Annotated in this window: 21 protein-coding genes; 12 read left to right on the top strand and 9 right to left on the bottom strand. The window is 49.5% G+C overall.

Going from position 1 to position 22288, the window contains the following annotated elements; all coding sequences use genetic code 11:
* Window positions 1–16: 16 nt before the first annotated feature.
* From RF007C_RS11775 to spoIID, 8 genes are all read right to left on the bottom strand, one after another.
* Window positions 17–1141 (bottom strand): glycosyltransferase, encoded by a 1125-nt coding sequence (locus RF007C_RS11775; RefSeq protein ID WP_051456650.1) that lies wholly within the window; start codon window positions 1139–1141, stop codon window positions 17–19.
* Window positions 1134–2285, bottom strand: a complete 1152-nt coding sequence (locus RF007C_RS11770) for a glycosyltransferase family 4 protein (RefSeq protein WP_037300008.1) — start codon at window positions 2283–2285, stop codon at window positions 1134–1136. The genes RF007C_RS11775 and RF007C_RS11770 overlap by 8 nt, the downstream gene beginning before the upstream one ends.
* 26 nt (window positions 2286–2311) lie before the next feature.
* Window positions 2312–2815 (bottom strand): hypothetical protein, encoded by a 504-nt coding sequence (locus tag RF007C_RS11765; protein WP_037300006.1) that lies wholly within the window; start codon window positions 2813–2815, stop codon window positions 2312–2314.
* 31 nt (window positions 2816–2846) lie between these two features.
* Window positions 2847–3116 (bottom strand): hypothetical protein, encoded by a 270-nt coding sequence (locus RF007C_RS11760; protein ID WP_037300003.1) that lies wholly within the window; start codon window positions 3114–3116, stop codon window positions 2847–2849.
* A 45-nt stretch (window positions 3117–3161) separates the two neighbouring features.
* Window positions 3162–4199 carry a GDP-mannose 4,6-dehydratase gene (gmd, locus tag RF007C_RS11755; protein WP_037300001.1) on the bottom strand — a complete coding sequence of 346 codons (1038 nt, stop codon included), beginning with the start codon at window positions 4197–4199 and terminating at the stop codon, window positions 3162–3164.
* A gap of 67 nt (window positions 4200–4266) precedes the next feature.
* Window positions 4267–5331 carry a mannose-1-phosphate guanylyltransferase gene (locus RF007C_RS11750; protein ID WP_019679971.1) on the bottom strand — a complete coding sequence of 355 codons (1065 nt, stop codon included), beginning with the start codon at window positions 5329–5331 and terminating at the stop codon, window positions 4267–4269.
* Window positions 5328–6713 (bottom strand): sugar transferase, encoded by a 1386-nt coding sequence (locus RF007C_RS11745; RefSeq protein WP_037299998.1) that lies wholly within the window; start codon window positions 6711–6713, stop codon window positions 5328–5330. The genes RF007C_RS11750 and RF007C_RS11745 overlap by 4 nt, the downstream gene beginning before the upstream one ends.
* 177 nt (window positions 6714–6890) lie before the next feature.
* Window positions 6891–7910, bottom strand: coding sequence for a stage II sporulation protein D (gene spoIID, locus RF007C_RS11740; RefSeq protein WP_051456649.1), 1020 nt, complete (start codon window positions 7908–7910; stop codon window positions 6891–6893).
* A gap of 135 nt (window positions 7911–8045) precedes the next feature.
* On the opposite strand from spoIID, the gene RF007C_RS11735 reads away from it, so the two are divergent.
* The 12 genes from RF007C_RS11735 (at window position 8046) to RF007C_RS11680 (ending at window position 20065) form a co-directional block, all read left to right on the top strand.
* Window positions 8046–9407 carry a citrate synthase gene (locus tag RF007C_RS11735; protein WP_019679974.1) on the top strand — a complete coding sequence of 454 codons (1362 nt, stop codon included), beginning with the start codon at window positions 8046–8048 and terminating at the stop codon, window positions 9405–9407.
* Between the two features lie 10 nt (window positions 9408–9417).
* A complete protein-coding gene (locus tag RF007C_RS11730) occupies window positions 9418–10749 on the top strand; it encodes a hypothetical protein (protein WP_152537167.1) in 1332 nt (443 codons plus the stop codon).
* 59 nt (window positions 10750–10808) lie between these two features.
* A complete protein-coding gene (locus tag RF007C_RS11725; protein WP_037299995.1) occupies window positions 10809–11510 on the top strand; it encodes a response regulator transcription factor in 702 nt (233 codons plus the stop codon).
* Window positions 11510–12913 carry a sensor histidine kinase gene (locus RF007C_RS11720; RefSeq protein WP_037299993.1) on the top strand — a complete coding sequence of 468 codons (1404 nt, stop codon included), beginning with the start codon at window positions 11510–11512 and terminating at the stop codon, window positions 12911–12913. The genes RF007C_RS11725 and RF007C_RS11720 overlap by 1 nt, the downstream gene beginning before the upstream one ends.
* A gap of 35 nt (window positions 12914–12948) precedes the next feature.
* The gene (locus RF007C_RS11715; protein ID WP_037299992.1) at window positions 12949–14055 is read left to right on the top strand and encodes a DUF1385 domain-containing protein; all 1107 of its coding nucleotides are present in this window, start codon (window positions 12949–12951) and stop codon (window positions 14053–14055) included.
* Window positions 14049–14924, top strand: a complete 876-nt coding sequence (gene prmC, locus RF007C_RS11710) for a peptide chain release factor N(5)-glutamine methyltransferase (protein WP_037299991.1) — start codon at window positions 14049–14051, stop codon at window positions 14922–14924. Before RF007C_RS11715 ends, prmC begins: the two co-directional genes overlap by 7 nt.
* An 18-nt stretch (window positions 14925–14942) precedes the next feature.
* Window positions 14943–16121 (top strand): recombinase RecA, encoded by a 1179-nt coding sequence (gene recA, locus RF007C_RS11705; protein WP_019679979.1) that lies wholly within the window; start codon window positions 14943–14945, stop codon window positions 16119–16121.
* Window positions 16121–16762: a regulatory protein RecX gene (locus RF007C_RS11700; RefSeq protein ID WP_037299990.1), complete on the top strand. Its 642-nt coding sequence runs from the start codon at window positions 16121–16123 to the stop codon at window positions 16760–16762. Before recA ends, RF007C_RS11700 begins: the two co-directional genes overlap by 1 nt.
* 1 nt (window position 16763) lies before the next feature.
* Window positions 16764–18095, top strand: coding sequence for a 30S ribosomal protein S12 methylthiotransferase RimO (rimO, locus tag RF007C_RS11695; protein WP_037299989.1), 1332 nt, complete (start codon window positions 16764–16766; stop codon window positions 18093–18095).
* Window positions 18092–18676 (top strand): CDP-diacylglycerol--glycerol-3-phosphate 3-phosphatidyltransferase, encoded by a 585-nt coding sequence (gene pgsA / locus RF007C_RS11690; protein WP_037299988.1) that lies wholly within the window; start codon window positions 18092–18094, stop codon window positions 18674–18676. Before rimO ends, pgsA begins: the two co-directional genes overlap by 4 nt.
* Window positions 18677–18718: 42 nt before the next feature.
* Window positions 18719–19105 (top strand): metal-dependent transcriptional regulator, encoded by a 387-nt coding sequence (locus RF007C_RS11685; RefSeq protein WP_019679983.1) that lies wholly within the window; start codon window positions 18719–18721, stop codon window positions 19103–19105.
* A gap of 243 nt (window positions 19106–19348) precedes the next feature.
* The gene (locus RF007C_RS11680; RefSeq protein ID WP_019679984.1) at window positions 19349–20065 is read left to right on the top strand and encodes a dockerin type I domain-containing protein; all 717 of its coding nucleotides are present in this window, start codon (window positions 19349–19351) and stop codon (window positions 20063–20065) included.
* Between the two features lie 47 nt (window positions 20066–20112).
* Here RF007C_RS11680 and htpG read toward each other — a convergent pair whose 3' ends face one another.
* A complete protein-coding gene (gene htpG / locus RF007C_RS11675) occupies window positions 20113–22014 on the bottom strand; it encodes a molecular chaperone HtpG (protein WP_152537166.1) in 1902 nt (633 codons plus the stop codon).
* Window positions 22015–22288 lie beyond the last annotated feature (274 nt).

Raw genomic sequence — 22288 nt, 5'->3', positions numbered from 1 at the left:
GTATATCCTCCCTTTGTTAGTCTTTTAGTATGCCTGACAGTCTGTCTATTATCCTATCCTCGCTGAATTCGCTCATAACACGTTCAGCAGCGGCTTTCCCGTATTTTTCCCTGAGCTCCTTATCCTCTGCCAGAAGGTTTATGGCTTCTGCCAGAGCCTTTGGCGAGCGGGGGGCTACTGTAAGTCCCGTCTGACCGTGAAGGCTCACATAGGGCACACCCGAGGGGAGAGCGGTATTTATAACGGGCTTGCCGTAGACCATTGCTTCCAGCTGCACTATGCCGAAGGCCTCGCTGGGAGCTACGGAGGGAAGCACGAAAATATCACAGTCCGCATAAGCCTGTCTCAGTTCCTCATCGGGGAGAAAGCCTAGAAAATGTATCTTGTTCTTCATGCCGTGTTCGGCGGCGTATTTTCTGAGCTGAGGCCCCATTTCGCCTGTGCCTGCTATGAAGAGCTCGCAGTTCTTCACTTTGGTGAAGGCCTTCAGTAGCACATCGACGCCCTTGTAGTAAACCAGCCTTCCCGTGAAAAATACCTTTACGCAGTTCTTGTCCGAGGCTTTTTCCGTGAGGAAAGGTCTTCTCGTTACCGAAAGGTAGTCCCCTGGGACTATGCCGTAGGGGAGAACGCGGCATTTTTCACTGTATGGCGGAAGGTAGAGCGAATGTCTGACATGGCCTTCCGTAGCGGTCAGTATGACATCTGCACGTTTAAGCAGATAATTCATGAAGGGCTTGTAGAAAAGCATGAGCTTTTTCTGCTTTACTATATCGCTGTGCCATGATACGACTACCTTGCCCCTGAAGCCCGAAAGCAGAAGAGCTGCGTCGGCAAGGGGAAAGGGTACGTGTATATGGACTATATCCGCATTTTTGGACATTCTGCGGAAATTGCGTATAAAAGAAACGGAAAGGGGACATGAAAAATAGGTGCCGAGGCTGCCCGAGCGCGTTATATCGACGCCGTGCATTTTTTCGTGTATGGTCCTGCCTCTGCCGTCGCGGCAGACAAGCACTCTGACCTCTGCGTCACCGGTCTTTCCCAGCTCCTCGGCATACTGGCGGATAATGGTCTCGATGCCGCCTATATGCGGATAATAAGCCTTGTTGACTTCAAGTATTCTCAGCTTTTTACTCATTTTTCAGCTCCCTGTATACGTCCATGAGCATTTCTGCCGAACGCTTCCAAGTGAAGTTCTTTGCTCTTTCCATGCCCTTTATGCCGAGCTCTCTGCGGAGCCCGCTGTCGCTGTAAAGCCTGTACATACCCTGTGCGATGCTCTTTGCGTCATAGGCGTCGCATATCACGGCGCAGTCGCCTGTGACCTCGGGAAGAGAAGCCTCTCCCGACGTGAGCACGGGTACTCCGCAGGCCATAGCCTCAAGAGGCGGCATACCGAAGCCCTCGTACAGCGACGGGAAAACAAATGCCAGTGCGCCGCACATAAGCGGGTTCATGTCCTCCGAGGGGACGTATTTGGTGAATATGACCTTGCCGGTGAGCTCCAGCTTTTCCACGCGGCTGTATATGCCGTTATCCAGCCAGCCCTTGCCGCCTGCCAGCACCAGCTTCGGGGAGCTGCCGCCCACCTTTCTGACAAAGGCGCCGTAGGCTGTGATAAGGCGTTCGAGGTTCTTTCTGGGCTCTATGGTACCGAGGTAGAGGAAGTAATCGCCCTCTATCTCAAGGGACTTCTTCACCTCGGGGATACGTTCGGGTTCACTGCACGGGTGGAATCTTTCGAGATCCACTCCGCAGGGGACGACCCTTATCTTTTTCTCGTGCTGCGGGAAATACTTTATTATCTCGGATTTTGAGAATTCCGAGTCTGTAACTATGAGATCGGCGCGTTTCATTGAGCGCTTCAGTCCCATTTCAAGCATGAAGCGTGTCCTTCCGCGGACGGTCTCGGGAAAGGCCTTATATACCATATCATGGACGGTAACGACCTTTCTGCCGTGTACAAAAGGCGGCACGATGTAGTTGAAAAAGTGTGTTATATCCGACTTTCTGCCAAAGAAAAAAGAGTACGGCACAGGGAGAAAGGTGCTCACGGCACGGTAAAGATAGCCCGAAAAGCCCGAGGTATTAAGCTTTATGCGCTTTCCCGCGAACTTCTCCACTCTCTTTGTTCTCTCTGCGTCGCCGCTTGTGAAGAAGCTGTATTCGTATCTGTTTCCGGGGTAAAGCTCTGCAAGTGCCTGAGTCTGTCCCACCTCGCACCAGCCTATGCCCGTTATCTTATCGCTGCATATAGGTACAGCGTCGAAGGTTATTCTCAAATCGACCTCTCCACCTTTGATGTTTTTTATATTATTCCCGATATATAGCGGTCTATATCCGCAAGGTATGCATCGGCAGCAGTCTTTTCATAGCCTTTTTTTCCGAAAAGGCCGTTTTTTTCGGTGCCGACAGGCATCTGCCTTATGTGTTCCAGCTCGTTCATTGCCGAGATCCTGTCAGCGCCGTCGCCGATCTTGCGTATAAGCTCATCGTAGGCATCAGCTTTGGCTGTAAAGTCTTCCCTGCAATAACCGCCCTTTGCCATTTGTATAGTGCTGAAAGCAACTGCCTTGTACCTCAGCAGGCTTTTTTCGCACTGTGACAGGTACTGATCCACGTCCTCTACAGATAAGCCCTGACAGCTGAGCTCGAGGGGGGCTGCTTTCATCATCATCACGGTATTTCTTATCTCGTCATCGGACATGGAACCTCTTTGCATTGCAAGTATAAGAGCATGGTATTCACGTATTCTTGCCATTGCAGCTTCTCTCTCATAGCCGTTTGCGGACGGGCGCAGTATCATAGCCATATATCTTTTCACCTTTTCGAATGTATCACGTTCAGAGCATTATTTTCTTCTTTGCTTCCTTTTCAAGGTCCGAGAAATACTTTTCCGTCTGGGGGATCGAAAAGCCCGAGCCGGGTAAGAAAAGCACCTTTGCCTTTCTTAAAGGCATACGCTTTATCTTTTCCAGTTCTGCGTTTATAACGGCGTCGGAAATCCTTCCGTCCTCGATCAGCAGGATAAGTGAATTATAAGCGTCTGCCTTTGCCAGAACGTCTTTTTTGTCATAACCGCCTCTTACGGTATCAAGTATCATCCCTGCCATAGCAATGCTCCTTTCCGGTGAGCGTTCTCAGTGGAACGCTTATTGTCAGCCAGTGATGTTTTTTATCTTTATCTCGTTCTCTACCAGTGCAAGGTCGTTCTTTACCATGCGCTCAACGAGCTGCGAGAAGTCTATCTCGCGCTTCCAGCCGAGAACGGTCTCTGCCTTTGTGGGATCTCCCAGGAGTATATCAACTTCTGCGGGGCGGAAGAACTTCTTGTTTACCTTTACTACTGTCTTTCCGTTTTCCTTGTTTATGCCGATCTCGTCAACTCCGCTGCCCTGCCACTCAATGTCAATGCCAACGTGCTTGAATGCAGTTTCAACGAATTCACGGACAGTTCTTGTCTCATTGGTAGCGATAACGTAGTCGTCGGGCTTATCCTGCTGGAGCATGAGCCACATTGCGCGCACATAGTCCTTAGAGTGTCCCCAGTCGCGCTTTGAGTCCATATTTCCAAGCTCAACGCAGTCCTGAACGCCCAGCTTTATACGTGCTACAGCGTTTGTTATCTTACGTGTAACGAATTCTATTCCGCGGCGCTCAGACTCGTGGTTGAAGAGTATGCCCGAGCAGGCGAATATGCCGTAGCTCTCGCGATAATTCTTTGTGATCCAGTGGCCGTAGAGCTTGGCTACGCCGTAGGGGCTTCTGGGATAGAAGGGAGTTGTCTCCTTCTGAGGGATCTCCTGTACAAGACCGAACATCTCTGATGTCGAAGCCTGATAGAAGCGTGCCTCGGGCTTGACTATACGGATAGCCTCCAGCATATTTGTAACGCCGAGAGCGTCTATATCGGCAGTTCCCAGCGGAGTGTCCCAGCTTGTGGCAACGAAGGACTGAGCTGCAAGGTTGTATACCTCATCGGCCTGTGAGATCTTCATTGCTGCGATAAGGGAGGCGGGATCGGTCATATCAGCGTAGATAAGGTTGACCTTGTCCTTGAGATGAGCGATGTTGCCGTAGTCAACGGTAGCCTTTCTTCTCCAGATACCGTAAACGTTATAACCCTTTTCGAGGAGGAGCTCTGCGAGGTAAGAGCCGTCCTGACCTGTAATGCCTGTGATAAGTGCGTTTTTCATTTATAATACTCCTTTGTGATGTAAAACTTTATAGGACAGCCGCAGCATAATGACTGCGGCGTGCATATCAGACGAGATCGTTCCTGCTCTCTTCCTTGAGCTGAGCGATGACCTTCTTGACGTCCTGGGTGTTGTTTTTCGAGCATACCAGCAGGACATCGTCGGTATCGACGATAATGATGTCTCTTGTACCGACTGCGGCAATGAGTCTCTTTCCGCCACATACGGTGGTGCGCTTTGAGTCTATGGCTATAACGTCGCCGTCGATGAAATTATTGTCGTCGTCGGTCTCGTTTATGCGTTCCACAGCCAGCCAGCTTCCCACATCGTCCCAGCCGAAGCTGCCGGGGATAGTATAGATGTGCTTTGCCTTCTCCATTATGCCGAAGTCCACGGACTCGCTGCGGAAGGCAGTGAACTCCTTCACGAGAGTCTCATTGAACTCAGGGGTGCCGAAGGCCTGTCCTATGCGGAGGGCGCCCTCGTAAATATCGGGCATGAAGGTCTTGAGGTTGAGCATTACGGAAGAGATCTTCCATACGAACATACCGCTGTTCCAGAGGTATCTTCCCGATGCAAGGTACTCCTTTGCAGTGGGAAGGTCGGGCTTTTCAACGAAGCGTTCAACGGCATATACATCGCCTTTTTCTTCGCCGAAGTTGATATAGCCGTAGCCTGTTTCGGGATATTCGGGAGTAATGCCTATGGTCACGAGACGCTTGCCTTTTTCGGCAGCCTTTATGGCCTTTCTCAGCGTATTGATGTATATATCCTCATAGCCTATGAGGTGGTCTGAGGGGAGCACCAGCATTATGGCGTCCTCGTATTTCCTGTTTATTACAGCTGCTGCAAAGGCGATACAGGGTGCTGTATTCCTTGCGCAGGGTTCGGCCAGTATATTCTCCTTAGGGATATCGGGGAGCTGGTCGAGCACCAGGTCGGTATAAGCGGCATTGGTGACGATATATACGTCCTCGGCATCTACCAGAGGGCGCAGCCTTTTTACGGTCTTCTGTATCATGGTCTCTCCGTCCTTGGTGAGGGAGAGGAACTGCTTGGGGCAGGCGTTGCGGCTCTTTGGCCAGAAACGTTCGCCTCTGCCTCCTGCCATGATAACTGCTGTGATCTTCATTCGCTTTTCTCCTTTTTATCATTGTCCTTCGGTACAAGTACGCTTTCGTCTATTTCTGCGTTGTTCTTGGGAGGGAAGAACATAGTCTTTATAGTCATGAGTATTATCTGAAGGTCCAGACGTATGGAGTAATTCTCTATATACATCAGATCCATTTTCAGCTTGTCATAGGGAGTGGTATCGTAGGCTCCCGTTACCTGCGCATAGCCTGTGAGGCCTGCCTTCACCTTGAGGCGGAAGCCGAATTCGGGCATTTCCTTTTCATATTCCTTGGTGAGCTCGGGACGTTCGGGGCGCGGTCCCACTACGGACATATCGCCCTTGAGTATATTCAGGAGCTGAGGAAATTCGTCGATACGGAATTTTCTCAGTATCTTTCCCACGGGAGTGATGCGGTCGTCCTCCTCCGAGGCAAGACGGGCCTTGCCGTCCTTTTCGGCGTCAACGATCATGCTCCTGAATTTGTATACATAGAATTCCCTGCCGTTGAGAGTAAGGCGCTTCTGCTTGTAGAATACGGGGCCGCGGTCGTAAAGCTTTACGGCGATGGCGGACAGTATCATGAAGGGAGCAGCAGGTATAAGGGCTATCAGTGAGAATATCACGTCAAATACGCGTTTTATTAGCTGCTGCTCGAAGTCGAGGCCGTAGTTGCGGCAGAGCATGAGAGGGGTATCGAAAAGGCGTATATCGTCTGCGCCTCTTATTATAATGTCCGAGATCTTGGGCGCTATGTATGCGCGTTTTGAATGTGCGAAGCAGAATTTGAGGTAATCGTTCCTGCGTTCGGCGGGAATATCGCAGACTATGGCACCTTCGTACTTCATTATGAGCTCGTGTATCTTTTCCTCGGGTTCATCAATGCTTATGGACTCGCATATCATGTACTTATCCACACGCTGGCTCATTTTCAGTACAAGAGCCGCCGCCTGGTGGCTTCCGTAGATGATGACCAGCTTTCTCGGGGGATAGATCATAAAGTAGAGCTTTCCCGCAAGCAGTGTCCACAGAGCAATGACGCCCATGTCCACGCAGGACATGACGATGACAGGGGATACCTCCATGAAATGGCGTCCGATAAGGCTTATGAGGAAATACGAAACCGTATTGACGCATATCATCGAGATCATCTGTGCATAGAACATATCGGTCTTTTTCAGGTAGCCCAGCTTGAAGCCGCCGTAGGCTCTGAAAAACAGCCATACCAGCAGGCAGTATATAGCGATGAGTACCCAGTTGCCTCGCCTGTAGTAGGGCAGGATTATCTGTTCACTGTAGTTCCTGTACCATATAAAGGCAAAAATGCCCGTTATCATCCCGAGAAGAAGTATGCCCGAGATGAAGGTGACAAATCTTTTATACAGATCCTTGTTTTTATTCATAATCTTTATCCGTTGTCTCAGCGGACGCAGTCTCCTTTTGTTTTCCGTTGTTTCTTTGTTTATATGGCCCGCAGAAAGCGGTACAGAGTAATTATAACAAATCGTCACCCTTATGTCAATAAGAACAGGCATATTCGGCAAGAAATGAAAAGCTTTTCTTGCGCTTTGCACAAAAAACTACAGTTGTGAAATAGTACAGTTCGGATAGTAATGGGCGATTATCTCGCGCCAGCTCTTACCCTCAGAGGCCATTGCATCGGCGCCGTACTGGCTCATGCCCACGCCGTGGCCATAGCCCTTTGTGGTAATGACTGCGCCTTCTTTTTCGTACCTTATGTCAAAGGCTGCCGACCGCAGGGAGAGGGCTTGTCTGAGGTCGCCGCCCGTGACGGTCATATCTCCTGCGGAGGCAGTGAGTACGGTGCCCGAGTCCGAAACGGTCAGTATCTTCAGCCATTCCGTCATATCTCCGTCAAGGTCTATCCCGTCAAAGGCGGCCTCCAGTGCAGCCTTCAGTTCGTCCCGCTCAAAGCGCTTGTCCTCGCGGAATTTCGGCGCGGTAAGGTCGAAGCGGCTGTCCACCTCCACAAGATAGTCCACAGGGGCGCCCCAGGCGTTTTCGGCGCTTTCCGTGAAGCCCGCCGACATGGAGTGGAAAGCGGCTATTATAGGCGTATCCTCGTAGGTTATGATATAGGGCAGTACCTCGTCGGCTGCAGCGGCTATCTTTTTGTAGTTCTTGTCAAAATTATCCCCGAAAAGCTCCTTTATCTGTTCTTTGGTGCAGTAGCCCTGATATTTCGAGGTATCATCGGAAAAATCCGCTCCCTTCAGTTCGGGGGAGGGTGCCTCTCTCTCCCGCAGGCGCTGACGCTCGGCATAGGTGTGGGCGGCGACTGCCTGGGCTTTCAGGGCTTCTTCACCGAAGGAAGCAGGCATTTCGGCACAGACTGCCCCTATGACGTAATCGCGGACGGGAACTGTGAGCACCTCTCCGCTTTCCGAGTCCAGCACCTTGTAGGGCTCAGGCGGATCACTGTTCTTTGCTCTGCTTTCTCTGCTGCCTTCTGACGGCACTTCTGCCGCGGACGATGAAGGGGACGGATCACCGTGATGCCTGTCCGTGAGTATTGCGGGCAGGGCGGGGATAACGGCTGCCGAGAGCATGAGCAGAAGAGCTGCTGCGGTTTTTTTCATATTATGACCTCCTTGAAGCTGATTTGCAACTAATTATCGTTGTTGGGCGGCCTGATAATTTAATAAGAAATAACGTTTGACATCAAAACGAATATGGTGTATAATTAATAATGAATATGTTTTAGGAGTGTGATCATGATGCCGTCATACATTTCAGGCGCCAATATTACAGATTTATGCGGGAGACTTGCAGATAATACCGCAATAGATCCAAAGCTTTATGAAAAATATCATGTCAAGAGAGGACTTCGCAACAGCGACGGCACAGGCGTTATGGCAGGTATCACCAATATCTGCAACGTACACGGATATGTTATCAACGAGGGCGAAAGGGAGCCTATCCCCGGACAGCTCATATACAGAGGATATAATGTCAACGACCTCGTTTCAAATGTTGAAGAGGATGACCGCTACGGCTATGAGGAGACTGCTTTCCTGCTGCTTTTCGGTCATCTGCCCAATGAAAAGGAGCTCAAGACCTTCAGCTCCTATATTTCTGTGAAGAGAGATCTTCCCAACGGCTTCGTTGAGGATATGATACTCAAGGCTCCGTCAAAGAATATCATGAACAAGCTGGCACGCTCCGTACTGGCTCTGTATTCCTACGACGACGAGTGCGAGAACAAGGGACTCGAGAACGAGATGCGCACAGCGGTCAGTCTTATTGCCAAGATGCCTGTCATCATGGCCAACGCTTACCAGGTAAAGCGCAGGGTATTCGATAACCAGAGCATGATAATGCATCCCATAAATTACGAGGAGAATACGGCACAGTGCATACTGTCCCTTCTCCGTCCCGACAGAAAGTACACCAAGGACGAGGCACAGATGCTCGACCGTCTCCTTATGCTCCAGGCTGAGCACGGCGGCGGAAACAACTCCACTTTTACCTGCCGTGTGCTGACTTCATCGGGCACAGATCCCTATTCGGCATACTCCTCGGCTATATGCTCACTGAAGGGCCCCCGTCACGGTGGCGCAAACCTCCAGGTAATACATATGCTCGACGATTTCAAGGAGCATATAAAGAACTGGGAGGACGAGGGCGAAGTAGCCGACTATATGCGCAAGACCATACGCAAGGAGACCAACGATCATTCGGGACTCATCTACGGTATGGGACACGCTGTATACACCATTTCCGATCCCCGTGCGGTGATCCTCAAGAAGAAGGCCTTCGAGCTGGCAAAGGGCAAGGACATTGAAGCCGAGTTCCGCCTCCTTGAGACCATAGAGAGACTTACTCCCGAGGTGTTCCTTGAAATGAAGGGCAGCACCAAGACCATGTGCGCCAATGTTGATATGTACTCGGGACTTGTTTACAGGATGCTGGGTATCCCCGATGAGCTCTTTACGCCTCTGTTCGCTGTTGCGCGTATGGCAGGCTGGGCTGCTCACCGTATGGAGGAGATACTCACGGGCGGAAGGATAATCCGTCCCGCATACAAGGCCATCGCAAAGGAAAAGGAATACATAAAGCTTTCAGAGCGTGAATGATCTAAAAGATATGAAAAAAATATCAGCGTTCATCACAGCCTTCGCAGCGGGGGCTGCATTTACGGGCTGTACCTTCGGCGCCAGCATAGATACTCTCATGGCTCCGCCGAAGCTGAGCGTCGAACAGGAACAGATATATTCTGCCCTGACTGCTGCACACGGAACAGCCATAAGCCTTAAATACCCGAAATCGGGAAAATATCTCTCGGCCTTCATCATCGAGGATATTGACGGTGACGGCGGCAACGAGGCTCTGGTGTTCTATGAGAGAGACAACCATGCAGCGGATGAAAATCCCTTGCGTATAAATATACTCGACAAGAAGGAAAACGGCGAATGGTGGTCGGTGGACGACATCGGAGCCGCCGGCAGCGAGATAGAAGAAGTTACCATCTCAAAGCTGGGATCCAACAGCAGAGTCAATCTTATCGTGGGAACCAGCCTTATGAACCGTTCCGAAAAGAACGTCAATATATATGTCTATTCCGACAATAAGCTTCAGGAGCCGCCTAAATTCTCGGATTCCGATTCCTATTCCTTCATAGACGTCAAGGATCTGGATATGGACGGTGAGCTGGAGCTCCTGCGCCTCACAAAGGCCTCCAACGGAGTGCCCGCCATGGCCGAGGCGTATAAGCTCGATGAGAACGGCGCCTATCACAGAGCTCCCCTTGAGCTCAGCGAGAACTTCAGCGAGTTCGATGTGAGCTACGGCAAGATGGGCAATTCCAAAATGGGACTTTATATCGACGCCATTTCGGGAACGGGCTCAATACAGACCGATGTCATATATATGAGCAGCGGTTCTCTCAGAAAGGTGTTCAGGAATCCCGAGGAGTCGGAGGCTACCATAAGACCTGCCGGCTGTACCTGCTTCGATGTTGACGGCGACGGAAGTCCCGAGATACCCGTGCCTTCGGTAGCTCCCGGCTACGAAGTCAAGGCTGAGGGCGAGCAGCTCAGGCTCACGGACTGGATGCAGATAAACGATAATTACAGGATGGAAAAGCAATACACATCCTATTACAGCGTGAATGACGGATATATCTTCCTTTTTCCCGAAAAATGGGTGGGAAGGGTGACGGTAAAGCGCGATATAGTCAATGATGAGATAGTGTTCTGCGCATATGACGGGAACGGCATGGGAAGAGAGCTGCTGCATATCTTCTGTGCCGAGGATCAGCCCTCCCGCGAGGACAGGATCTCGGGAGGATATATGCTCATGCATACCAAGGGCGATTCTTCGTATCTTGCCCTTATACCTTCAAATCCCGATGTGGACAACGACGGACTTACCATAACCGCAGGCGATGCCGCAGTCGGATTCAGGTTCAGAGACTGACAGCGGACAGGGGACTGCTTATTATAATACGGAACTCACACATAAAGGAGTGGATAAGGATGAAACGTATACTTATATGCGAGGACGAGGATACTATCCGCGAATTCGTCGTAATAAACCTTAAATGTGCAGGCTATGACGTAGTGGACGTAAACTGCGGCGAGGCTGCCCTCAAGACCTTCGAGACAGAGCACGGCAACTTCGACATCGTGCTGCTGGACATAATGATGCCGGGCATTGACGGCTTTACCGTATGCAAGAAGATACGCGAAAAAAGCTCTACTATAGGAATAATAATGCTCACTGCAAGGACTCAGGAGATGGATAAGGTCAGCGGTCTTATGATCGGTGCTGACGACTATATCACCAAGCCCTTCTCTCCGTCGGAGCTGACTGCCCGCGTGGACGCCATATACCGCCGTGTGTGCATGAGCTTCATCAAGAACGAGAAGCAGTCCGTTATAGAAAGCGGTCCCTTCGTTCTAAATCTGAAGAGCCGCACCGTCACCAAGGACGGCGAGCCCATAGAGCTTACACAGGTGGAATACCAGATACTTGAGTTCTTTATGAACAATAAGAACACAGCTCTTGACCGCGCAAGCATACTCAACCATATCTGGGGCGAGAGCTATTACGGCGACGATAAGATCGTCGATGTAAATATAAGACGTATAAGAATGAAGATAGAGGAAGAGCCGTCAAATCCCAAGTATATAATCACCATATGGGGCTACGGCTATAAATGGAATGATATGCAGTAATGGCTAAAAAGAGTATCACAAAGCGCTGGATATTCAACAATCTCGGCGTTGTCGTGCTGGCGCTTCTTGTAATAGATATGGCTATAGTCTATGCCATACAGAATTACTTCTACAGCTCTGCGAAGCAGTATCTCATATCCAAGATAAACGCGGTAACCAGCGTCCTGAGTATGCATTCACAGGACAGCTCCGCCAATTTCTCCTCGGAAATGAGAAATATGCTCGAGACCTTCAACGAGAAGGACAAGATAGAGCTTATGGCTATAAATTCCAAAGGAAGAGTGGTCCTTACCTCATCGGGCTTTTCTCCCGACGAGGACGATCCCATGCCAGACTATCAGGAGGCTCTGGTGAAAAACGAGGGTTCTCATGTGTATAAGCTGGGCGGAGGCGAAAAGGTGCTGGCAGTGTCCGTGCCCATAAACTCCATGAGCAAGGAGTACAGCGCAGTGAGAATGGTCACCTCCCTTACGGAGATAGACAATACCATAAAGACATATACCCTTGCGGTAACTATGGTATGTGTTGTCATAATACTTATTATAGTTATTACGGGACTGTATTTTGCGGGCTCTATCGTCCGCCCCATAAGACAGATCAGCGGCATCGCCCGTAAATATGCTCTGGGAGACTTTTCCACACGTATCGACAACGAGAGCGATGACGAGATAGGCGATCTGTGTACCGCCATAAACAATATGGCAGACGAGCTTTCCACTGCGGAAGCCATGAAAAACGAGTTCATATCCTCGGTGTCACATGAGCTGAGAACTCCTCTTACAGCTATAAAGGGCTGGGCGGAGACGCTTATGATAGACGGAGGAGGAAGTCCCGATACCATGAAGAAGGGCGTAGGCGTCATCGTAAATGAGACAGAGCGTCTTTCACAGATGGTTGAGGAGCTCCTTGACTTCTCGCGTATGCAGAACGGTCACTTCACCCTCCAGAATGCTAATATGGACATACTCGCCGAGCTCGGCGACGCTGTGCTCATATACAGCGACAAGGCAAGGCGCGAGGAAAAGGAGATAATCTACGACGAGCCCGAGATGCTGCCCTTCGTATTCGGCGACAAGAACCGTATACGTCAGGTATTCATCAATGTAATAGACAACGCGGTGAAGTATTCCTCGGCAGGGGATACCGTCACCATCAAGGCCTACGAAAAAGGCGATAATGTCATAGTATCCGTTAAGGATACAGGCTGCGGCATAAAGCAGTCGGACCTTTCAAAGGTAAAAACTAAATTCTACAAGGCAAACCACACACGCCGCGGCTCGGGAATCGGACTTGCCGTTGCGGACGAGATAATTAGTATGCACGGCGGCTCGGTGGATATCGACAGTGAGGGCGAGGGCAAGGGTACAACAGTTACCATTACTCTTCCCGCCGTCAAGCAGTAAGGCGTATACGTTACTAAATCCAACAAGGTGAAAAAATGGGAAAAAATAACACTTCACACGAAAAATTCAAATCAAAGATAGGCGGACAGGCGCTTATCGAGGGAATAATGATGCTCGGCCCCAATACCGGAGCCATGGCATGCCGTCTGCCCGACGGCACCATAGACCTCGAAACATGGGAGGAAAACAACGGAAAGAATGCTCCGTGGTATAAAAAGACTCCCCTTGTGAGAGGCTGTACCAGCTTCGTTACCTCGCTTACAAAGGGATACAAGTATATGATGAAGTCTGCCGAGAAGCAGATCACCGATGAAGATGAGGACGATAGCAAGGACAAGAAGAAAAAGAAAAAGCAGGAAAAGGCTGAGGAAGCTGTAAAGGCTGCCGAAACCAAAGCGGAAAGCGCTCCCTCGGCTGCCGATGAAGCTGTCAGCGAAGAAAAAGCAGCTCCCGCAGAGGCAGAAAGCAGCACCGCTTCTGCAAAGACTGCTGCCGCAGGTGAAAAGAAGGAGGAAGAAAAATCTTCCTTTGATATATTCATGTATATTGGAATATTCGTGGGCATTGCCCTTGCCATAGGACTTTTCGTGTTCCTGCCCAAGTGGCTGGTGGCATTCATACCCGGCATAAAGGAACACCGCATTATCCGTTCCTTCCTTGAGGGAATAGTAAAGATAGCGCTTTTTGTATCATATATGTATATCGTAAGCCTTACAAAGGACATACGCAGACAGTATATGTATCACGGCGCTGAGCACAAGACCATTGCCTGCCATGAGGCAGAGCTCCCGCTGACAGTGGAAAATGTCCGCAGCCAGACACGCTTCCATAAGCGCTGCGGCACAAGCTTCATATTTATCGTACTCATCGTCAGCATCCTTGTTATGTGTCTTGTTCCCTTTTCGGTAACATGGCAGCGTATAGTGGCTTCGCTGGTGCTTCTGCCTCTTGTTGTGGGAATATCCTACGAGTGCATAAGACTTGCGGGAAATAACGACAACCTCTTCACACGTATACTTTCCGCTCCGGGACTGGCTATGCAGCGCATAACCACAAGAGAGCCCGACGACAGCATGATAGAGATAGCCATTGCGGCTATGAAGCCCTGTATCCCCGAGGACAAGGAGGAGGACAAGTGGTAAGCCGCAGAGAGCTCTTTTCCGGGGTGCGCGGCATTATCGCAGAGCGTGACGAGGAGACTGCGGATTTTGATACCACCTGTATTTTTCAGGATCTTCTCGGTGAAAAGAACCCCATGTTCTCACCAGATCTCCCTGTTCCCGACGATAAGGCAGCAGAGATACTCTCCCTTGCAAAAAGGCGGTCCGAGGGCTATCCCCTTCAGTACCTCCTGGGACAGTGGGAGTTCTGGGGCTGCAATTTCAGAATAGGCGAGGGCGTTCTCATACCCCGCCCCGATACGGAGACTCTGGTGGAGCAGGTGCTTGACATCTGCCGCAGGGAAAAGCTGACAGCACCGAAGATAGCAGATCTTTGCAGCGGCAGCGGCTGTATCGCCGTAGCCCTGAAAAAGGAACTTCCCCAGGCCGATGTCTGGGCTGTGGAGCTGTCTGAAGCTGCGCTGGGCTACCTTAAAGAGAATACGGTGCTCAACGGCTGTGAGGATATACATATCATTCACGGTGACGTACTGAAAAAAGAAACTGCCCGTTCCGTTATGGGACTGGATATACTTGTGAGCAATCCCCCCTATCTGACAGCTGTGGATATGAGCGAGCTGCAGACAGAGGTGAGATATGAGCCGGCGTCGGCACTGTTCGGCGGCGATGACGGACTGGGATTTTACAGAGCCATCACCGGTCTGTGGAAGACCTCGGTGAAGGAGGGCGGCTTCATTGCCTATGAATTCGGCATGGGACAGCATGATGACGTAAGAAAGATACTCGAAGGCAGCGGCTTCACGGATGTGGAGCTGAGGCGGGACGGCGGAGGTATAATCCGCACCGCAGCTGCGCGTAATATATTTGAAAGCAAACCTGCATTGATTTAATGATCGGAGGAAACACCAATGGCTAAAAAAGAACTTGCTAAAAAGCCTACTGTTGTAAGAGTTACTACCAAGGAGGACAAAAAGTCCGCCCTGGACGGCGCTCTCAAGCAGATCGAGAAAAAATACGGCGCAGGCGCGGTAATGCGTCTGGGACAGACAAAGACTCTCAACGTTGACGCTATTCCCACAGGCTCCATGACACTGGATATGGCGCTGGGTATAGGCGGTGTTCCGAGAGGACGTATCGTTGAGATCTACGGGCCCGAGAGCTCCGGTAAGACCACAGTTGCACTGTCCATCGTGGCTCAGGCTCAGAAGGCAGGCGGCGAGGCAGCATTTATCGATGTCGAGCACGCCCTCGACCCCGTATATGCGCAGGCCCTGGGAGTCAACATCAACGACCTTCTGGTGTCGCAGCCGGACAGCGGTGAGCAGGCCCTTGAAATAGCAGAGGCACTTATCCGCTCAGGCGCTATCGACGTTATAGTTCTCGATTCTATCGCAGCCATGACTACACGTGCCGAGATAGACGGCGAAATGGGTGATCTTCATGTGGGACAGCTGGCAAGACTCATGTCTCAGGCAATGAGAAAGCTTACTGCCGCTATATCCAAATCCAACTGTGTGGCTATCTTCATCAACCAGATACGTGAGAAGATAGGCGTTATGTACGGAAATCCCGAGACTACCCCCGGCGGCCGCGCTCTGAAGTTCTATTCATCGGTACGTATAGAGGTAAGAAAGGGAGAGGTCATCAAATCAGGCACAGATGTTATCGGCGCCTGCACACGCTGCAAGATAGTCAAGAACAAGGTTGCTCCTCCTTTCAAGGAGTGTGAATTCGACCTTATGTACGGCAGCGGTATCTCCCGAACAGGCGAGGTTCTGGACCTTGCGGTGGATCTTGACATAATCAAGAAGGGCGGTTCATGGTTCAGCTACAAGGATCAGAAGCTTGGACAGGGACGCGACAACGTCAAGGAGCTTCTCCAGAATGACGAGAACCTTATGAAGGAGATAGAAGAGCAGATACTTGCCCGCAAGGACGAGCTGAAGGAAGCTGCTCCCAAAAAGGGCAGGAAGGAAGCGGCTCCTGCCGAAAAGCCTGCTGCCGAAGAGGGTGGCGAGGCTGCAAGCGAGGACGTTCTTGCAAGCTTTGATGATAATTTTGAGGAATTCACTCCTGCTGAGGAATAATGAAGATAACTTCTGTCACCCGCTATAAGGGCTCGACCTACGAGGCGGAGCTCGACGACGGGCGCAGGCTCTATCTCCATGCGGACATAATCACCGATTTCGGCATACGCCCGGGTATGGAGACAGACCGCGATACACTCAGGAAGATAGTCTATGCTTCAAATTTCCGCAGAGCCTATCAGAGAGCTCTGTATCTGCTGGATTACAGGGACTACACCTATTCCGAAATGTTTGGCAGACTCATAGACAATTACAAAAGCGAGCCGCTTTGCACGGCGGTAATGACAAGACTTACAGAACATGGCTTCATAGATGACGAAAGATATGCCGAGCGCATGGCGCGAAAGCTGGTAGAGGTAAAACACTACGGCTTCCGCCGCTCAAAACGTGAGCTCATGCAGAAGGGGATAAGCGAATTCATCGCTGAGGACGCACTTGCACCTTATTCCGATACCTTCGCGGAGAACCTTGCGGAGCTCCTGCGCACAAAGCATTCACGCTGTCTCACGGACCGTGAGGACAGAAAATCAATAGAGAAGGTCAAAAGCGCTCTTGTACGCTACGGATACGATTATACAGAGATAAACCGTGCCGTGAAGGAGTATTTCGAGAACGCTGATGATACTGAGGAGGAAAACTGATATGGCGATCAAGGTGGGAATGGTTTCTCTTGGCTGTTCAAAGAACCTTGTTGATTCGGAGCGTATGCTCTACAAGCTCAGGAGCCACGGCTACAAGCTGGTGACAGAGCCCGGGCTTGCAGATGTGGCGATAGTGAATACCTGCGGCTTTATAAAGTCCGCCAAGGAGGAGGCTATCGACACTATCCTTGAGTTGGGAAAGCTCAAGGAGGAAGGTACGCTCAAAAAAATAATAATCACAGGCTGCCTCGTTGAAAGGTATAAGGACGAGGCTGCCGAGCAGTTTCCCGAGGCGGACGCTGTCATAGGCATCGGCAGTACAAAGGATATAGTCGATGTTCTGGATCACGTTCTGGCCGACGAGAGATATGTGTGCTTTGCTCCTAAGCTTGAAGCAGAGCTCAGCGGCGAAAGGATAATCTCAACGCTGCCGTTCTTTACGTATCTCAAGGTGGCAGAGGGCTGCTCAAACTGCTGTACCTACTGTGCTATACCTTTGATAAGAGGCAAATTCCGCAGCGTACCGATGGAGGACGTTATTGCGGAAGCAAGAAAGCTCGCCGAAAACGGCGTTACAGAGCTGGTAGTCATCGCACAGGATACGGCGCTTTACGGAAATGATCTTTACGGCGAGCCAAAGCTTGCAGAGCTCCTTACAGAGCTTTGCAAAATAGACGGCCTCCGCTGGATACGTACTCTTTACTGCTATCCCGAGCGTATAAACGACGAGCTTCTGGACGTCATCGCCCGCGAGGATAAACTGGTGAAGTACCTTGAAATACCTATTCAGCACTGCAACGGTGAGATCCTCGGCCGCATGAACCGCTGGGGCGATACCGGCAGACTTGAGGCGCTTTTCGCTCATATACGCGAAAAGGTGCCGGGAATAGTGCTCAGGACCACTCTTATCACGGGCTTCCCCGGAGAGACCGAGGAGCAGTTCGAGGAGCTGGCAGAATTCGTCAAGAGGGTGCGTTTCGACAGGCTTGGCTGTTTTGCTTTCTCACGGGAGGAAGGCACAAAGGCCTATGATCTTCCCGGTCAGATCGACGAGGAGACAGCGGCTCACCGTGCAGATATAATCATGGAGCAGCAGATGCTCATAAGCTGTGAGAATAATGAAAAACTCATGGGTAAAGAATTTACCGCAGTAGTCGAAGGCTATGACAGGTTCGGCGAGTGCTGGTTCGGCAGGACGGCGCTGGATGCACCGGACATCGACGGAAAGGTATTCTTCACATCGGAGAGGCCGCTTCAGATCGGCGATTATGTAACTATAAGGATCACCGATACACTTGATTACGACCTGATAGGAGAGGTGATTAGCCAATGAATCTGCCAAATAAGCTGACTCTGCTACGAGTCATCCTTATTCCGTTTTTTCTGCTGTTTATGTATATAAACATACCGTTTCACTATGGCATTGCACTGATGATATTTGCGGCGGCGTCCATAACAGACGCCCTCGACGGAAAAATAGCACGAAAACGTAATCTGGTGACTAATTTCGGTAAATTCCTTGATCCGTTGGCGGACAAGGTATTGGTAATAGCGGCGCTGACCGTATTTGTTGAACTTGAGGAGGTGAGAATGGGAGCAATACCGCTTATAATAATAACAGCGAGAGAGTTTATGGTGTCGGGACTCAGGCTGCTTGCGGCTAACAGCGGAATCGTTGTGGCAGCAGGCATTTGGGGTAAGCTGAAGACCGCATTCACAATGGTAGCGATAGTAGCAATACTGTTCTGGCTGTTTATATGCTATGATTTCGGGTTTGAACTTCCCGGAGCATTCAGGAGCTTTGTGGATAATATCTTTGTACCTGTACTTGTATGGATCTCTACGATACTTACAGTTATTTCGGGCGCGGTTTACCTCAAGGGCTACTGGCATCTTATAGACTCAGATAAATAACACTATATGATATACTAAGGATTATTGAAAGGGATAATGATTATGAAAAATTGCACAGGCCAGATAAAATACTTAATAGCAATCAAGGAACTTGCCAATTCGGAGGAGTATGTACGCTGCGTGAATATATCACGTCATCTCGGCGTTTCGAGACCCAGCGTCAGCAAGATGCTGCGCTGCCTTGCCGAATGCGGATATGTATACGAGGACTTCTGCAACAGCGTGGTTCTTACGCCCGAAGGCGAAAGAGCTGCAGGCGAGATCTTTTCCTCCTTTGATGAGGTGTTTATGTTCTTCCATAAATTTTTGAAACTTCCTGAGGAAGAAGCTCATGATGAGACCATAAAGTTCATTACTGACTTTCCTCATGAGACCTGTGAGCGGCTCAAGGGTGTAGTAAAACGTACACTCAAAAAAAAAGAAGCATAAAATAAAACGGTACACGATGGGCAGCCGTGCTTTCCGCTAAGGGAAGCCGGCCAGAGTGTACCGTTTTTTTTTACTCTGCCTTGTGTGACAGTCAAAATGGCTAAAAATAGCCATTTGTTTATTACTAATCATACAAAAAGCTGTTAACCTGATGCAACAAATCAGTAATGTTCAAATATTTAATGTACAATGTTAAGCATAGAATGCGCGTTCTCGAAAATCTAAGAAAAGGAAATGAAAAAAATGAAAAAATCTATCAGAAAAATCGCAGCAGTTCTTTCGGCAGCAGTTATCGGCGTACTTCCTATGGCAGGTTCACTCACAGCTGACGCAGCTCTCCCGAATGACAGAGTAAAGAATTATTACGGTGATGTTGACCATAGCGGAGCTGTCGGCATCAATGACTATAATCAGGTTTATTACTGGGCAACACATCAGCAGTATCTGAATTCCGATCAGAGAAAGCGTGCAGATATCAACGCTGACGGTGTTATCACTGTATCTGATGCAGATAAGATCCTTGATTACTATGTAAAGAATGCAGCAGGTCAGAAGATACTTGGCGATGCCAACGGCAACGGCACAGTTGACCTTAACGACGTTTTAAAGGTTCAGACATTCTGCGCTACTCATTCAACACAGTCCAATATCAACCTTATCAGAGCAGACGTCAATGCTGACGGTGTGATGAATATGTGCGACTACAAGCTTATCTATTTCTATGTGCTCGGTAAAATAGATTCTTTGTATGTAAACTGGGGCGATGTTGACAGTGACGGATATGTTACGAATTCCGACGCTCGCAAGCTGGAAAGAGATATACTCAATAATTCCTTTACAAACCTCTCAGCTGCTGAAAGAAGAAGAGCAGATGTGAATATAGACGGCAAGATCGACAACGAGGACGTAGCAGCAATAGCATTTTATGTAAGCACCAGCTATTTCAACTGGTACAAATAAGATATATGAATAAGAAAACGGTACACAGAAGTGTACCGTTTTTTTTATTACATAAGCTCACAGATGAGGTTTGAGAACTCAACGGGATCGTCAATGCTCATGCCTTCGATGAGGAGTGCCTGATCGTAGAGAAGCTTTGCGTACTTGCCCAGCTTATCCTTGTCGCCGCTGTCATTGAGAGATCTGAGCTTGCCGAATATCTCATGATCGGGATTGATCTCCAGAACGCGCTGTGCGTGTATCTTCTGATCGGTAGGCATTGAGTTGAGAACCTTCTCCATTTCAAGAGAGATCTCGCCCTCGCTGGTAAGGCATACAGGGTGGGACTTCAGTCTCTGTGAAAGGGCAACCTTTGTTACCTTGCCGTTAAGAGACTCCTGAAGCTCCTTGAGGAGATCTGCGCTTTCCTCCTCCTTGGCTTTGAGCTCTTCCTTCTTTTCGGGAGTGTCAAGGCCGAGATCGTCAGCGGATACGGACTTGAATTCCTTATCCTTGTACTTCATAAGGGACTTTAATGCAAATTCGTCTATATTGTCTGTGAGATAGAGTATTTCAAAGCCGTTGTCCTTGACCAGCTCTGTCTGCGGGAGCTGCTCGATACGTGCAGCACTCTCGCCTGTTGCGTAGTAGATGTACTTCTGATCCTCGCGCATAGCTGTAACGTATTCGTCGAGAGTTACCAGCTTCTGCTCATTGGAGGACGTGAACAGGAGCAGATCCTGCAATTTCTCCTTGTTCATGCCGAAGTCGCTGTATACGCCGTATTTCAGCTGCAAGCCGAAAGCCTTCCAGAACTCCTCGTACTTCTCACGCTCATTCTTGAGCATTTTCTTCAGCTCGTTGCTGATGGTCTTTTCAATGCTCTTTGCGATGACCTTCAGCTGTCTGTCGTGCTGGAGCATCTCACGGGAGATATTCAGCGACAGATCCTCAGAGTCAACAAGGCCCTTTACGAAGCTGAAATAGTCAGGGAGCAGGTCTGCGCACTTGTCCATGATGAGGACGCCGTTGGAGTAGAGCTGCAAGCCCTTTTCGTACTCCTTTGAGTAGTAATCGAAAGGAGCCTTTGATGGTATATAGAGGAGAGCGTTGTATGAAGGCATCTCATTGCTGATGTGGGAATACTTCAGCGGTTCGTTGTAATCGAAGAACTTCTCGGTGTAGAAGTGCTTGTAGTCCTCTTCCTTGAGCTCGTTCTTATTCTTTTTCCACAGAGGCACCATGCTGTTGAGGGTTTCGATCTCGATGTAGTCCTCATATTCAAGGGGCTTCTTAGCTTCTTTTTCTTCCTCGGTCTGCTCTTTGGGACGGCTGTGGGAAACCTCCATCTTGATAGGGAAGCGGATATAGTCGGAGTACTTGCTTACCAGTGACTTTATCCTGTACTGGTCGAGAAACTCACCGTAGTTTTCGTCGTCGGTATCGTCCAGCATTTCAAGGATTATCTCTGTACCTGCGCTCTTTTTGTCTGCTTCTGTTATAGTATAGCCGTCAACGCCCTCTGATTCCCACTGATAAGCTTTGTCACTGCCGTAGGCCTTGGATATTACAGTTACCTTCTTGGCTACCATGAATGCGGAGTAGAAGCCAACGCCGAACTGTCCGATTATCTGGTTGTCCTCCTCCAGCTTGTTCTCATTCTTGAACTTGAAGGAGCCGCTGTTGGCGATGGTACCCAGGTTGTTTTCCAGCTCTTCCTCTGTCATGCCGATACCGTTATCGGTTATCTTGAGGGTACGGCTGTCCTTGTCAGCTGAGATCCATATTGCGAAATCGTCTTTATTAAGGCCGACCTTGTCGTCGGTAAGTGATTTGAAGTAAAGCTTATCAATAGCGTCGCTTGCATTGGAGATAAGCTCACGGAGAAAGATCTCCTTATGAGTATAGATCGAGTGGATCATCATATCGAGCAGTCGTTTGGACTCTGCTTTGAACTGTTTGGTTTCCATTAAAAACATCTCCATAGTGAAATTAGCACTCTATTGCTCAGAGTGCTAAACTTAGTATATAACTTTTGGAGCTCTAAAGTCAAGGGCAGGAGAAAATGTTTACAGTTTATTCATATTTAAGGCTTTTCATTTCTTTCTTGACAAAACCCTGCACTTTGGTATATAATTATTTTTAGAGCTAAGAGCTCGAATTATACAATTATATTCTAAGATCTTAGACCTAAGATCTTAGTTCTGATAAAGGCGTAGCAGTCAGAGTAGCTTTTCAGCGGAC

Origin of the sequence: Ruminococcus flavefaciens 007c, assembly GCF_000571935.1 — a bacterium.
Taxonomy (GTDB): domain Bacteria; phylum Bacillota; class Clostridia; order Oscillospirales; family Ruminococcaceae; genus Ruminococcus; species Ruminococcus flavefaciens_F.
This window is presented reverse-complemented; position numbering and strand designations above follow the sequence as displayed.

Coding starts and splice junctions, on each gene's coding strand:
- RF007C_RS11685 (WP_019679983.1), top strand. CDS start 18,719: ATGAAAAATTGCACAGGCCAGATAAAATACTTAATAGCAATCAAGGAA.
- RF007C_RS11680 (WP_019679984.1), top strand. CDS start 19,349: ATGAAAAAATCTATCAGAAAAATCGCAGCAGTTCTTTCGGCAGCAGTT.
- recA (WP_019679979.1), top strand. CDS start 14,943: ATGGCTAAAAAAGAACTTGCTAAAAAGCCTACTGTTGTAAGAGTTACT.
- RF007C_RS11730 (WP_152537167.1), top strand. CDS start 9,418: ATGAAAAAAATATCAGCGTTCATCACAGCCTTCGCAGCGGGGGCTGCA.
- rimO (WP_037299989.1), top strand. CDS start 16,764: ATGGCGATCAAGGTGGGAATGGTTTCTCTTGGCTGTTCAAAGAACCTT.
- RF007C_RS11775 (WP_051456650.1), bottom strand. CDS start 1,141: ATGAGTAAAAAGCTGAGAATACTTGAAGTCAACAAGGCTTATTATCCG.
- RF007C_RS11720 (WP_037299993.1), top strand. CDS start 11,510: ATGGCTAAAAAGAGTATCACAAAGCGCTGGATATTCAACAATCTCGGC.
- htpG (WP_152537166.1), bottom strand. CDS start 22,014: ATGGAAACCAAACAGTTCAAAGCAGAGTCCAAACGACTGCTCGATATG.
- RF007C_RS11735 (WP_019679974.1), top strand. CDS start 8,046: ATGATGCCGTCATACATTTCAGGCGCCAATATTACAGATTTATGCGGG.
- RF007C_RS11765 (WP_037300006.1), bottom strand. CDS start 2,815: ATGGCTATGATACTGCGCCCGTCCGCAAACGGCTATGAGAGAGAAGCT.
- spoIID (WP_051456649.1), bottom strand. CDS start 7,910: ATGAAAAAAACCGCAGCAGCTCTTCTGCTCATGCTCTCGGCAGCCGTT.
- RF007C_RS11750 (WP_019679971.1), bottom strand. CDS start 5,331: ATGAAGATCACAGCAGTTATCATGGCAGGAGGCAGAGGCGAACGTTTC.
- RF007C_RS11715 (WP_037299992.1), top strand. CDS start 12,949: ATGGGAAAAAATAACACTTCACACGAAAAATTCAAATCAAAGATAGGC.
- RF007C_RS11725 (WP_037299995.1), top strand. CDS start 10,809: ATGAAACGTATACTTATATGCGAGGACGAGGATACTATCCGCGAATTC.
- RF007C_RS11760 (WP_037300003.1), bottom strand. CDS start 3,116: ATGGCAGGGATGATACTTGATACCGTAAGAGGCGGTTATGACAAAAAA.
- RF007C_RS11700 (WP_037299990.1), top strand. CDS start 16,121: ATGAAGATAACTTCTGTCACCCGCTATAAGGGCTCGACCTACGAGGCG.
- RF007C_RS11745 (WP_037299998.1), bottom strand. CDS start 6,713: ATGAATAAAAACAAGGATCTGTATAAAAGATTTGTCACCTTCATCTCG.
- gmd (WP_037300001.1), bottom strand. CDS start 4,199: ATGAAAAACGCACTTATCACAGGCATTACAGGTCAGGACGGCTCTTAC.
- pgsA (WP_037299988.1), top strand. CDS start 18,092: ATGAATCTGCCAAATAAGCTGACTCTGCTACGAGTCATCCTTATTCCG.